Here is a 13,357-nt window from a genome sequence, read left to right on the forward strand (position 1 = left end):
GCAAGAAGTGGTCTCCTGCGGTCTTTACCTGCTCTTATTAATCATCATTAATTTCTAATACAGACATAAATGCTTCCTGCGGTACTTCTACAGAACCGACCATCTTCATACGTTTTTTCCCTTCTTTTTGTTTTTCAAGAAGTTTACGTTTACGAGAGATGTCACCGCCATAACATTTGGATAATACATTTTTTCTCATCGCTTTAATTGTAGTACGGGCAACAATTTTATTGCCGATAGCTGCCTGAACAGGCACTTCAAATTGTTGACGCGGAATGAGTTTTTTTAACTTTTCAGCAATAATTTTACCACGTTCATAGGCAAAGTCACGGTGAACGATGAAAGAAAGAGCATCGATGGTATCACCATTTAGCAAGATATCCATTTTTACAAGGTTGGACGTTCGGTAACCAATCAACTCATAATCAAATGAAGCATAACCTTTCGTCTGTGATTTTAACGAATCAAAGAAATCATACACAATTTCAGACAATGGTATTTCGTAGACCACATTCACCCGATTATCATCCAGATATTGCATGTCCATAAAATTCCCGCGTTTACGCTGGCAAATTTCCATTACAGGCCCTACATAATCATTGGGCACCATTATGGTTGCTTTAACATACGGTTCCTGAACATCTTCAAGCTTTTGATTATCGGGCATCATAGACGGATTATCTACTTCGGTTTCTTCTCCATCCGTTAAGGTGACTTTGTAGATTACACTTGGAGCTGTCGTAATCAGGTCAATTTTGTATTCACGCTCAATCCGTTCCTGAATAATCTCCATGTGAAGCATTCCCAAAAACCCACAACGGAAGCCGAATCCCAGGGCTTGGGAGGTTTCTGCTTCATATTGAAGTGATGAATCGTTTAACTCCAAGCGCTCAAGCGCGTCTCTTAAATCATTATAATTGTTAGCATCCACAGGGTACAGCCCGCAGAACACCATCGGGTTCATTTTCTTATAACCCGGCAGTGGAGATTCTGCTGGTCGATCAGCTAAAGTAATCGTATCCCCTACTCGGGAATCACCAATATTTTTTATAGATGCTGTTAAATAGCCTACATCACCTACGTGAAGTTCATTTAAGGATGTTGGTGTCGGTCTGAAAACACCGACTTCATTTACTTCAAATTCTTTCCCTGTTGCCATCATCCTGATTTTATCTCCAACTTTCACAGAACCCTCACGTACACAAGTGTAGGCCACCACTCCGCGATACGAGTCGTACAGCGAGTCAAAAATAAGGGCTTTAAGAGGATCTTTTCCATTTCCTTCGGGGGCAGGAATATCCGTCACAATTCGCTCTAGAATTTCATCTATCCCTACTCCTTCTTTAGCAGATGCTAATATGGCATCTGAAGCATCGATACCGATCACGTCTTCGATTTCCTGCTTAATTCTTTCTGGATCAGCACCTGGGAGATCGATTTTATTAATAACCGGGATAATCTCCAAGTCATTCTCCAAAGCCAAATATACGTTTGCTAATGTCTGGGCTTCAATTCCCTGAGCAGCATCAACAACTAATATGGCTCCTTCACATGCAGCGAGGCTGCGGGACACTTCGTATGTAAAATCGACATGTCCAGGGGTATCTATTAAATGAAACGTATAATCCTGCTGATCATTGGATGTATAGTTCAATTGAACAGCATTAAGCTTTATAGTTATGCCCCGTTCACGTTCAAGATCCATTGCATCTAAAAATTGTTCTTTCATTTCTCTTTGTGTTAAAGCTCTTGTTTTTTCAAGAATCCGGTCAGCCAATGTCGATTTCCCATGGTCAATATGGGCAATAATCGAGAAGTTACGGACTCTTTCCTGTCTAGATTGACTTGTCAACTTCATCACTCCTACTAATTTCACACGCAGTCAACTAGCCTGATTATAGCAATAGGCGAACGAATATTCAATCCAAATCAGGTGGTTCGTCGTTCATCTGTGTATAATGATTACTTCTAGTTAGACACTTTCTAATATTGATTTCTCTAATGTAATGATAAAGAACCGCCCGGAGAGGCGGCTCTTTGTCAGGTTTTCACAAAATCTGCCATAAACATGAGAACAAGCTCAACTCCCGCTCCGACCCCTTCTCCTATCCCTAACGCTACATTCACTATAAATGGAGCCTCTTCCTGATCCATTTCAGGGGTGCATGATTTTTCATGCTGTAAAGTTGTTTCTGAATGAGAAGCTGGATTAGAAACTGATTGACTCGTTCCAAACAGAGCGCCGGCTGCGAATAATAACATACAAAGCAGTAAAATCGTTAGCCACTTCATATAGTTCCTCCCCTGATTATGAATCTGATGATACTTTTTCTGCTTGCTGCCAGTAGTAGTCACTAAACACTTCTGCCATTGCATCTGCTGTCCGGTAAGCCTCATCCAAACTGTTATGTTTCCCTCCAAATTCAATTAACAATGCTTTATCTGATAAATCCTGGTTATATACACCGTTTACGCCGCTTCCTTTCTTAGTAATAACACCACGGCTAAGTGTTGGATACTGCTTTTTAATTTTTTTGTGAAGTTCTGTTGCGACCTTTAAATTATCCTCGTAATCTGGGTGTTCTGCTCCGACTACGAAAATGACCTTAGCATAAGTTTCTCCATCAATTGTAGTTGTCGTTACATCTCTCGGCATACTATCCCGGTGAAGATCAAATGTGTATTTGATCTCCTTAGTTGAAGCCAAAGCTGCTTCTACAATGTTTCTTGAAGCACTATAATAGCCAATTCCTTGCTCACCCGCCGCTTTCATAATGTCTGTTTGGTTCACTTTTGTACCAATTCCATTAGCTTCAAGCCCCTTTGCGAGCCGCTCTCCTACTTTCGTAATGTTAACTTCGTCGTGGTAAGCCTCTTTCGTACCTTCAGGCAAATGTGGTAAAAAGGATTCTCGATTGTGGGAGGAGTAAATATACACGACATTGCGCTCTCCCGTACTTGGTTTATTCTCTTTTTTCGGAGGTGGGTCAGCCTTCTCTTCTTGTTCAGGTTCCACAGCATCTCTATCCCGTAGAACGACATCGGGCGGTGGTGTTGATTCGACCGGCAAGTTTGTGTAATTCGTTCCTTCCCCAGCAATAACAATTTCACTATTGTAGGACGACAATCCTGGTATTTCACGCCCCAGCAGACTTCGCGGATCTTTCGGGGTTACGCTCGTCAACATTTGAAACGATAAATGCGAAAGACTTGGCAAGTCTGCCCCCTGCGGATGAGCATTGGCATAAATTTTATTTTCCATTTCAAATAAGTACAAGAAGGCACTGCCTTCTAACTGTGTAGTAAAGTTTTGAATGGTTTCTGAATAAAGCCGATACGTCGTCTTGGCTCCAGTAAGAATACCGATCCCGATAAATAATAGCAACAAAATGGCTAACGATAGAACAAGCCACTTAGACCAGCGTTTTATGTAGTTTCGACCTATTTTTGGATATTTTTTGATCGGTGACATCGCTCTGATCCTCTCCCTATTTTAAACTCTAGTAAATGGTATGTTAGAGAGAGGAATCATAGAACGAAATCTCTAATGAATATTAAAATTTAGTATAAGATTGGGCATCGCCGTCTTCTATTACCGGATGTAAAGCACCATTTATCCCAGCAGAGACCACATGGGCCATATCTTCAACAAATGAATCGACTTCTTTTGGAGTGACCATTAAATTGTGCCCGAGCGGCGTTAAAACTTCTTTAATAAGCTGTCTTTTTTCCGATTCTTTCAAGGTTCCAAGCATTCCTAGGACTACCTGACTCTGCTCTTCACTTGGAAGATCATCTTCTGTCAGCTGTTTTCTTTTTTCAAAAGGATTGAGGGCAGGAGATAAAGCGTTAGATGGACGATCCTTCTCTCTCCATTCTCTGCCAAAGTGTTTAAGCACATAATCTATTGCATCGTTCGTAATCGTAACAGCATCGACGACAGTTGGAACCCCAATGGAAAAAACCGGGATACCATATGTTTCCTTACTGATTTCCTTGCGTTTATTACCTACCCCAGACCCTGGATGGATCCCTGTATCAGATAACTGAATCGTTGCATTAAGCCGATTGATAGAGCGAGAAGCGAGCGCATCGATCGCAATAACAAAATCAGGATTCGTTTCATGTATAATTCCATGAATCATATCACTCGTCTCAATGCCTGTTATTCCCATGACTCCAGGGGTTACTGCCGATACATTGCGGTATCCTTCTGCCACTGTTTCAGGCTGCAGTTCAAACAAATGACTGGTCACGACCAATTCATCTATTGCGAAAGGACCAATGGCATCAGGTGTTACTCGGTGATTGCCTAAACCGACAACCAAGCAGCGGTCTGTATCTTTAATATCATTGTCAGCTAACAGTTTTTTTATTTGTTTAGATAAACAAGTGGATACTTCCACCTGCATCTTTGTGTCCTGCTTACGAATAGCCTGTGATTCGATCGTAATATAATTCCCTGCCTTTTTGCCGATCCTTTCTGCACCTTCGGGATCTACTTGGACAAGCGTCAGCTTAATATCATCAAGTTGTTCTTCTGTAACATCTACACCATCATGACCTTTTTGTGCAGGGTCAGATTCCACATTCATTTCATGGGCCTCTAAAGCCAGGTCAGTTCGTACTGAAAATCGTTCTTCTATAGCCATTTTCACGACCTCCTTTTGCCCATTTTCCCCTATATAAATGGATACTATGCAAATCATCCGTTAGAAATCTATTGAAAACAAGGACTTGCTTTGGTAAAATGTCTCTTGTTCGATATGAATGAGTTTTATGTTTTTACCTGGGAGGTGAAACCATGCCTAATATTAAATCAGCTAAAAAACGCGTACGTGTAAATGATGATGCCCGTTCATTAAATGCAGCATTCAAATCTGACATGCGTACAGCGATTAAACGTGTTGAGAAGCTTGTAGAAAGCAATGATACGGATAATGCTAAACAAGCTCTTACGACAGCCGTTAAGAAAATTGACAAGGCGGTCCAACGCGGTGCCCTTCATAAAAACAATGGTAACCGTAAAAAATCTCGTCTGTCCAAATTAGTTAACGCTAGCTAATCGTCTAAACGTTTTTTATGACCAACATGCGATCCTGGATTCAGGATCGTTTTTATTTTTGAGATTTGACCGAATAAAAGCCTTCAGGTTTTCTCCTGAAGGCTTTCCTTATACCATTTCGTGGTTTTTAATATTTATGAGTTGATATAATAACATTTCAAACGCCAGCTCTTTATCCATTTGCCCCTGTTTCATGATGTAATCTGTCTCTGCAAGCTGCTGAATTATTTCATTCAGCTCCTCGTTGGTAAAAGCTCTCTCCCTTTTTAAAGCCATTTTTATCACAAATGGATGGGCCTTCACATAGCCTTTCATTTGATTTTGGGCATAACCCTTTTGCTTCAGCGTTTTCACTTGACTAATAATTCTAAATTGAGAAGCCAATAATGCGATCAAAGCAATCGGTTCTTCATTAGCTTTTACTAAATCTTTATAAAGTCTGATGGCCCTTCCCAAATTTTTCTCCATTACTGCATCAACTAATTTAAGACCTGATGCTTCTGCACTGTGAGACAGTAAATTCTCCGCAAGTTCCCGACTGACTACCCCGCCTTTTTCTACATGCAATGCCAGCTTTTCAATCTCCTTGCGCAGGGCCATCAGGTTTGTCCCTATTTCCTGCGCGAAAAGTTCAAAAACTGATTCGGGGATTGTAATTTGCAAGTCCTTTGCTATTTGTTGTATCCACTTGTCCATATCCCATTCTCTTATGGGCTGGCATGAGAGTACCTCACCATTTTTTTTAAACTGTTTGAATATTTTTTTACGCTCATCCAATTTTTCGTAAGGAGCGATTAATATCAGAACTGAATAATCTGCAGGGTTGTTTATGTACTGTAGCAATGCTTCTACATTATGATCAAAAGGAAGTTTGTCTGGCTTCGCTTTAAGAAAAGTTGGATGGAAGGCGATGACCACCTTATTATCCCCTAAAAAAGGAAATGTTTCAGCATCCGTGACTACATCTTCTACTGGGGTTTCTTCTAAATCATATTGTGAAATATTAAAGTCGCGGTCTTTTTGACTTAATGTCTGCTCGATAATTTTTTGTTTATGTTCTTGTATCAGGTAGCTTTCCGTTCCATATAATAAGTAAATCTGTTTAGGCATGATCTCTAATCCCTTCCCACCTAGAAAAGGGGTGCAGCGGCGACCCCAATTGGGTATATTCGTGTATTAATTTTATTGCTCATTTTCAATTCTGTCAAAAACACCGCCGCACCATCTATATGAACGTCACCACCACAGCCCCGGATGCTGTGACAGTAAACGATATTGTTCCCCTCATGTGTATAGTGTGACCGCTAAGGGCAGAATTATCGGTGACAAGTCTTGCTAGAAGAGGCAGAGGATTGTTAGAAAAGGGATATTTATTTTCCTTTTCTAAGAATGTGGATTTTTTAGAGACTTTCGCTTATAATAAAAAATGATATAGGAGGGGTAACAATGAACGAATTTAGAAAGGATATTCAGTCTAAGACGAATGACGTAATTGATTCTGGTTTAGGATTCGTATTCTCATTTGTTTTCTTTTTCGTCATCTTCTTCATAGGTGTACTTTTCGAATTTATTGGACGATAACTTAAAAACTGAAAGCTAAAAGGCTGCCTGCTAAGGCAGTCTTTTCTTATTTTCTTCATTATACGGAAGAAACGTGGAAAACGTTCCTGATTGTTTACTGAATTTATACTGTACTGCTCCGTGCAGATCTGTTCTAAGAAGGAACACGCCTTTTTCCAAGAGACGGTCCACGACTTCTTCATGTGGGTGTCCATAACGATTGTCTATTCCTGAGGATATTAGCGCTATATTTGGAGCAAGGCTATTTATCCAATTGGCAGAGGTTGACGAATCACTGCCATGGTGACCCACTTTGAGTACGTTTGTCATTAACGATGGGTAAACACTGAGAATCTTTTCTTCGATTGTGTCCGTAATATCACCGGTAAACAACCATGATTTACCCCCTAATTTAGTATAAATGACAACGGAGTTCTCATTTGTATCTTGCTCATCTACACTTGGATGAAGCACATTAAACTTATGGCCGCCAATTACAATGGTGTCTCCCTGACGAACTACTGTTACACTTTTCTGATCAATTTGATGATAAGGACTTACATAAATCTTGTCGACTTCAAATGAACTTTGTAAGCGGTCAGCGCTGCCACTGTGATCAAGGTCCATATGTGAAAGCAATAGGGCGTCAATTTTCTTAATTCCTCTGGATTTTAAAAATGGCTCGATTACTTGATCTGCAACTCTGTTAGCGTTACTGCTGAAAGCCGGTGACCCAGCTGCATCAATTAAAATTACTCCTTTCCTAAACGGCAGCTCCACGACGAACGAATCGCCTTGTCCTACATCTAACATCGTTACAGTGCCTTGATTTGAAATATAAGGTTTTATCGAATAACTCATAAGAATAATGACCGTCCCTAATCCAAATAGAAATGCTTTGTTCAACCGCTTCTGCACCCAATTGATCATCATTAACGTTAGGACTGCATAATAAGCAAGAATCCATTCTAACGGAATTTCCCCGACAACCCATTGAATATTAAACGGCTCACTAACACCTTTAACCCAGGTTAAAAATCCTTCATGCAAAGTCACCATTAATGTAGACAGTGTAAAGGTCCATGTTGGCATAAAAAACGATACAAACACAAGAAGAAATAGAAGCGGAATGATAATAAATGAAAAATAAGGGACAAGCAATACATTGGCTGCTAGCGAGAGCGGGTTAAATTCATAAAAGTGGTGCAGTTGGAGGGGCAGAATTACAGCTTGGCTGATGAAGCTGATCAATGTGGAGGTAGTCCATATATTGTTATTGCTTAAAAGCGGATATGATAAAAATAAGCTAAATGTAACAATGAATGAAAACTGAAATCCCAGATTATAGAAATAGGCTGGATTCCATATTAATAACAACATAGCGACTAATGCAAGAACATCAGTGGCAGCTACTTTAACCTTCCATTTCGTTATGAGCAGAAGGAATAAAGCCATAAGACAGGCTCTTAGAACTGGAGGTGCCGCCCCTGAAATAAAACAGTATGCAGGAAGAATAAATAAAACAACTCCCCTGGCTTGTTCCAACGTTGTAAACCCAGAACGGTATAAAACCAAGAATACCGCGCCTAAGAAAAGTCCTACATGAAGCCCGGAAATTGCTAATATATGCGATAAGCTGAAGTCCCGAAACCATTCTATAGTTTCTTCTGAAAGATATTGAGTATCTCCAAAAACGAGTGCAGATGTCCAAGCAAAAGCTTGTGGGCTCATGGCTTTCTCTACCTTAGAGACCAAGGCTTTTCTGGCTTCGAATGCACTATGGATGATTGATTGGCTCTTGCAGGATATTTGGGACGGCGAGTCCAAAGTTATTTGATAGCCAATGTGCTGATTTCTCAGGTATTCCTGGTAATCAAATTGACCAGGGTTTCGTGCTCCCTCCGGCCAGTCAACCACTCCATTTACGATACAATACGCTCCATATTTGAGTTGTTTACGAACATAGGTTATTTCTTCTGGCAGAGCTGCTATTTTAAAATAGACGATCACCGCCTTATCTTCTCTTTCCGCTAACTTGAATGTAGTACGAATCGTGCTTTCCGTTTCAGATAAAGGAGAAATAATTTTTCCTTCTAAAGGAGGAGTCAGAGTCGAAGGATGAGGGGGAACTTGTGGAGTAAAGTAAAGGAAGCCAAAGATAAAGCAAACGGTAAGGGTGACTATCCAGGTCAAGGACTTTCTCAATGTTACTATCCACGCGATAAACATTCCTAACATGAGATAGGCCACCGGTTGAGCCGTTTGTGATAAAATCCCTCCCCCGACTATTGCTAACACAAGGAGATGGATGTTTCCCTTCATGAACGTTGATTATGATTCACTTTAAAGAGGTCTCCGGCCTTTTGCTTAAGCTCACCCAATTCTTCTGGGTTATGGCCGCCTTGTTCAAGCTTATGTATAAGCTGCGCTACTAGCTGTTCTTTTTCCATTTTTTGTGGATCAATCAATTTTTCATCTCGATCCACCTTATGGATCTCCACACCTGCCTGCGTAAGTAATTCGATTGCATATGGATGATTACGATAATCTTCGCTGTAATAAACGGCCTTGATACCAGCTTGAATAATAGCCTTCGTACAATGGAGACAAGGAAAATGCGACACATATATTTCAGCTTGTTCGGTAGCAACGCCAAATTTCGCACACTGAAGGAGTGCATTCATTTCCGCATGAATGGTTCGTACACAATGCCCATCAATCACATAACAACCGTCATCCACACAGTGGACACCCCCGGAGACACTTCCATTATAGCCTCCCGCAATCATACGTTTATCTCTTACAATTACTGCTCCTACTGCTAATCGTTCACAAGTACTTCTTGATTTTAAAAGGTAACTTTGGGCAATAAAATATTGATTCCAAGAGATGCGCTCCATGTTTTCAAACTCCCCTTACTAACATTTTCAATAAATTAAGTTTACCGCTATATTCAGCAATCAGTCAAACCCAGCAGGTCACGGTACTAGGATCATATCCAGCATATTTTCTAGTGTTTTTTCTCCAATTCCCGACACATCTAATAAATCTTCTGGTTTTTTAAATAAACCATTTTCTTCTCGATGTTTAATGATCGCTTCTGCTTTAGAGGGTCCTATTCCTGGCAGAGCCTGTATTTCTTCCACACTTGCTTGATTAATTCTTACTTTCCCAGTACTCCCACTCCCAGAAGAAACCAGGGAAGAATTAGTATCCCCCGGAGCAGTTCTTGACACTAGTATGACCATTTCGTCTACAATTTTTTGAGCTAAATTAACACTCGTCTGATCAGCTTCTTTTGTCATACCTCCAGCCATTGTAATAGCATCGTTAACACGAAGACCAGTTTCTAACTTATAAATGCCAGGACGAGCAACTTCTCCTTTAACATCAACGACCATTTTTTGTTCAGCGGTGGTGGTATCAGTACGGTCTTCTCCAATTGGCGGTACCTCACTTTCCTGAATAACCATTTGCTCCTCATCTTTCTGCACGTAAAACACGAGAATGAATAATACAGGAATTAACAATAACCATGCATATCTTTTTATGAATATCACAGAAACAAAGTCCCCTTTCATAATTCAATTTTTGAAGAATAAAGTTATTAAGTAAACGAAAAAGGAGGGGTTCTCCATGCGCTACGGAATCATCGGGACGGGAAATATGGGGAGTATGCTAATTAACGCCTTTATTTCGAGTGGAGCAGTCGACGCAAATGATGTAACCATTTACAATCGTACTCGCAAAAAAGCGGAATGGATTAAAAATCAATTTAAGGAAATTACAATTGCGGAGTCTGTTCAAGATATCGTCAGGAATAGCGAAGTGGTTTTTATATGTGTAAAACCTCATGATTATAAAGATATCTTAACTCAATGCTCACTTAATGCCACACAGTGTTTAGTTTCAATCACTAGTCCAGTATCTGTAAAAGACCTGCAAAATATTACGTCCTGTCAAGTAGCAAGAATTGTTCCATCTATTACCAATAGGGCGTATTCAGGAGTCAGCTTATTTACGTACGGAGATCGTGTTTCTGACTTTTATAAGGATGAATTACATTCAATCTTTTCACATATTTCAACACCTGTAGAGATCGAGGAAAAGTCCATACGTTCAGCATCAGATATAGTCTCATGCGGACCAGCATTTATAAGTTTTCTGTTGGAAAATATGATATCGGCAGCTTCAGAGGTAGGTGGAATGTCGAAGGACCAAGCAACGCAGCTAACAGAGGAAATGATGATAGGATTAGGCACCTTGCTGGAAAAAAGGACTTACACATTACCGGAATTAATGGAGAAAGTTACTGTTAAAGGAGGAGTCACCGGGGAAGGAATTCAAGCACTTGAGAACCATGTAGGAGATCTCTTTCTTGAAATGTTTAAGGCAACACATCGTAAACATAAAAACGATAAACAAACGATACACTTATAACATTCGACATTCCTCTCAATTTTCCTGCAAGAAAAAAAAGGACCTTCGAAAAAAATCGAAGAGTCCTATCTACTTTTGACAAACAAAAAACAGTCGATCGCCACGCTCAGCAGGGTTTACCGAGAAATCAGCAGTGACACGCTGCAAGGTAAAACCTGCTTTTTCTATGGCCTTCTGCAATGTTTCCAAATGATATCCCTGTTGTAAGTGCTGTTCATCAAAACGTTGGTAATCCTTGTGATAACGAACAAAAAAAGTTAAGTCATGGATCATGGAATATTCTTCCTCACCAGGATCACAAAACCAAACGTACGAAAGGTCATCGTATACTTCTGCGAAGGTTTGTCCACACAAATCATTGACAATATGATCGACAGAATGCACGTCAAAGAGAAATAGCCCCTGCTCACTTAGAGCCTGATAAGCATGTTTGAAAACAGCATCAAGGGATGATTCATCTGTAATATAGTTCATCACGTCACAATAGCTGACAATACAATCATAACCATGCAGACCTTTTAAATCAGTTATGTCCTGCCTCAACCACTGTATAGTCTGATCTTTGCTGGCTGCCATAGTCAACATGTCTTCTGACAAATCAACTCCGGTTAGCTGCCAGCCGTGATCAGCTAACCGTGACGTTATCTCACCTGTACCGCATCCTAAATCTAATATACGTTGTGCACCAGGGTGATAATGCTGCACTATCTGCTTCGTCCACGTCACCCATTGATCATAAGGAGCATCTTTCATAAGCACATCATACACTTGTGCCATTTGCTGATAGCTCATCTATCCTTCAATTCCTTCAACGGCTACCGTCTCTGCGTCACCCCATAGACGTTCAAGGTTGTAATAATTCCGCTCATCTTTATGGAAGATATGACACACCACATCTGTAAGATCTACCAGAATCCAGCGTGCTTTATCAAACCCTTCCATTCGCTTAACTTCAATTCCGTTTTCCTCTGCCTGCGCTTTAACTTCTCTGGCAATCGCCTGCACCTGACGTTCATTTGACCCTTCACAAATCAAAAAGTAGTCGGCAATCAATGATACATCCGTCATGTCAAGGACGACAATGTCATTTGCGCGTTTTTCATCACAAGCTTTGGCAGTTAATGTAACTAACTCTTTACTTCCCATCGTTTTCCTCCCTTAAATTTTCTTTATTTCTAATAAATCATTATATGCATGGATAGTGTCAGGGTAAACGGATCTGCTTTTATTAGTTAAAAATTGTATGGTATTCGACAATGCTTGCAAACAAGCTTGATCTAAATTAGCTTCCGCTGTCTCTCGCACTTCTTCCACACCTGAAAACCCTCTTCCAGGTTCAATATAATCAGCTAAAAAAACAACCTTATCCATAACACTCATATTTTTCTTGCCAGAAGTATGGCAAGAAATAGCAGATTTGATATCCGGATCCACCAAACCAATTTCTTTTTCCAGCATAACGGCACCCACTGGTCCATGCCAGAGTTCATGATGATGGTTCAACAAATCTTTCGGTAAACGCTGATCGCTTATTATCCAGCGCTCCATATCCTCTTTAGGTTTATACTTTGCATAATCATGTAAAATAGCCGCTTTTTCAGTAAGTTCTGGATTTGAACCAAACCGATCAGCTAAAATGAGTGCAGTTTCAGTTACCCGAACGGTATGTTCATACCTCGTTTTAGTGAGGTGCGGCTGAACAAATTCAAGTAAATCTTCACAACTTAAGTGCATACAGCGAATTCTCCTTTATATAGTGGTGGACAGCTTCGGGAATTAAGTAGCGTACCGTTAAGCCTTGTATTAACCGCTCCCGAATAAGAGATGATGACAGATCAAAACGAGGGACATCGATCATGACCACATCCTTCGCTGCCCTGCCTCCAGACCCTTCTCTTTGAACGCCAACAAAAGTGACAAGCTTCTTCAATTCTTCAATCCTGTGCCAATCCTGTAAACTGGCCACCATATCTCCGCCAATAATAAAATAAAATTTATCGTATGGATAGTCTTCCGTCAATTGCTCCATTGTATCGAAGGTATATGATTTACCTTGCCGGATCATCTCTAGATCAAGACAATAGAATCGTTCATTCCCTTGAATAGCTTTCTTGACCATATCCAGCCTCTCGTCTGATGAAACAGCCGCCTTTTTTTTATGTGGAGGAAGATACGAAGGAACAAACCAAATCTCATCTAATTTCATCGCTTCACATACTTGCTCTGCAATTATCAAATGTCCCTGGTGCGGAGGATCAAATGTCCCGCCAAAGATTCCTATCCGTTTCATAA

The 13,357-nt window shown here is 40.4% G+C and carries 15 protein-coding genes; 3 read left to right on the forward strand and 12 right to left on the reverse strand.

Translation table 11 applies throughout. From position 1 onward, the window contains the following. Positions 1 to 37 precede the first annotated feature (37 nt). The 4 genes from lepA to gpr all read right to left on the reverse strand — a co-directional run bounded on the left by lepA (position 38) and on the right by gpr (position 4,652). Positions 38 to 1,852, reverse strand: a complete 1,815-nt coding sequence (gene lepA, locus B5354_RS18860; RefSeq protein WP_079530327.1) for a translation elongation factor 4 — start codon at positions 1,850 to 1,852, stop codon at positions 38 to 40. 188 nt (positions 1,853 to 2,040) lie between these two features. Continuing rightward, a complete protein-coding gene (locus B5354_RS18865; RefSeq protein ID WP_079530328.1) occupies positions 2,041 to 2,292 on the reverse strand; it encodes a hypothetical protein in 252 nt (83 codons plus the stop codon). Between the two features lie 16 nt (positions 2,293 to 2,308). Next, positions 2,309 to 3,472, reverse strand: a complete 1,164-nt coding sequence (spoIIP, locus tag B5354_RS18870; RefSeq protein ID WP_079530329.1) for a stage II sporulation protein P — start codon at positions 3,470 to 3,472, stop codon at positions 2,309 to 2,311. A gap of 82 nt (positions 3,473 to 3,554) precedes the next feature. Continuing rightward, the gene (gene gpr, locus B5354_RS18875) at positions 3,555 to 4,652 is read right to left on the reverse strand and encodes a GPR endopeptidase (protein WP_079530330.1); all 1,098 of its coding nucleotides are present in this window, start codon (positions 4,650 to 4,652) and stop codon (positions 3,555 to 3,557) included. Positions 4,653 to 4,804: 152 nt separating this feature from the next. Here gpr and rpsT point away from each other — a divergent pair, with 152 nt between their 5' ends. Then, on the forward strand, positions 4,805 to 5,065 hold the full coding sequence (gene rpsT, locus B5354_RS18880) for a 30S ribosomal protein S20 (RefSeq protein WP_079530331.1): 261 nt from the start codon (positions 4,805 to 4,807) through the stop codon (positions 5,063 to 5,065). Between the two features lie 108 nt (positions 5,066 to 5,173). Here rpsT and holA read toward each other — a convergent pair whose 3' ends face one another. Continuing rightward, positions 5,174 to 6,175: a DNA polymerase III subunit delta gene (gene holA, locus B5354_RS18885; RefSeq protein ID WP_079530332.1), complete on the reverse strand. Its 1,002-nt coding sequence runs from the start codon at positions 6,173 to 6,175 to the stop codon at positions 5,174 to 5,176. 336 nt (positions 6,176 to 6,511) lie between these two features. Between holA and B5354_RS18890 the strand changes: the two genes are divergently transcribed. Further along, positions 6,512 to 6,646, forward strand: coding sequence for a YqzM family protein (locus B5354_RS18890; protein ID WP_079530333.1), 135 nt, complete (start codon positions 6,512 to 6,514; stop codon positions 6,644 to 6,646). A gap of 30 nt (positions 6,647 to 6,676) precedes the next feature. Here B5354_RS18890 and B5354_RS18895 read toward each other — a convergent pair whose 3' ends face one another. The 3 genes from B5354_RS18895 to B5354_RS18905 form a co-directional block, all read right to left on the reverse strand. Next, on the reverse strand, positions 6,677 to 8,863 hold the full coding sequence (locus tag B5354_RS18895) for a DNA internalization-related competence protein ComEC/Rec2 (RefSeq protein WP_176142536.1): 2,187 nt from the start codon (positions 8,861 to 8,863) through the stop codon (positions 6,677 to 6,679). Positions 8,864 to 8,943: 80 nt separating this feature from the next. Then, positions 8,944 to 9,525, reverse strand: coding sequence for a ComE operon protein 2 (locus B5354_RS18900; protein ID WP_079530335.1), 582 nt, complete (start codon positions 9,523 to 9,525; stop codon positions 8,944 to 8,946). Positions 9,526 to 9,603: 78 nt separating this feature from the next. Beyond that, on the reverse strand, positions 9,604 to 10,185 hold the full coding sequence (locus B5354_RS18905; protein ID WP_245804825.1) for a helix-hairpin-helix domain-containing protein: 582 nt from the start codon (positions 10,183 to 10,185) through the stop codon (positions 9,604 to 9,606). A gap of 76 nt (positions 10,186 to 10,261) precedes the next feature. On the opposite strand from B5354_RS18905, the gene comER reads away from it, so the two are divergent. Then, positions 10,262 to 11,065 (forward strand): late competence protein ComER, encoded by an 804-nt coding sequence (gene comER / locus B5354_RS18910; RefSeq protein ID WP_079530337.1) that lies wholly within the window; start codon positions 10,262 to 10,264, stop codon positions 11,063 to 11,065. 69 nt (positions 11,066 to 11,134) lie between these two features. On the opposite strand, the gene B5354_RS18915 is transcribed toward comER, so the two are convergent. The 4 genes from B5354_RS18915 to B5354_RS18930 are packed head-to-tail and all read right to left on the reverse strand — an operon-like array spanning position 11,135 to position 13,355. Continuing rightward, positions 11,135 to 11,857 carry a class I SAM-dependent methyltransferase gene (locus tag B5354_RS18915; RefSeq protein ID WP_079530338.1) on the reverse strand — a complete coding sequence of 241 codons (723 nt, stop codon included), beginning with the start codon at positions 11,855 to 11,857 and terminating at the stop codon, positions 11,135 to 11,137. Then, complete coding sequence (gene rsfS / locus B5354_RS18920; RefSeq protein WP_079530339.1) at positions 11,858 to 12,211, reverse strand: ribosome silencing factor; 354 nt, start codon at positions 12,209 to 12,211, stop codon at positions 11,858 to 11,860. Between the two features lie 12 nt (positions 12,212 to 12,223). Beyond that, entirely contained in the window at positions 12,224 to 12,799 is a 576-nt protein-coding gene (gene yqeK, locus B5354_RS18925) for a bis(5'-nucleosyl)-tetraphosphatase (symmetrical) YqeK (RefSeq protein ID WP_079530340.1), read from the reverse strand. Further along, a complete protein-coding gene (locus B5354_RS18930; RefSeq protein WP_079530341.1) occupies positions 12,783 to 13,355 on the reverse strand; it encodes a nicotinate-nucleotide adenylyltransferase in 573 nt (190 codons plus the stop codon). The genes yqeK and B5354_RS18930 overlap by 17 nt, the downstream gene beginning before the upstream one ends. Positions 13,356 to 13,357: the final 2 nt, after the last annotated feature.

It is taken from the genome of Halobacillus hunanensis, from assembly GCF_900166655.1.
In the GTDB taxonomy this organism is placed as follows: Bacteria; Bacillota; Bacilli; order Bacillales; family Halobacillaceae; genus Halobacillus_A; species Halobacillus_A hunanensis.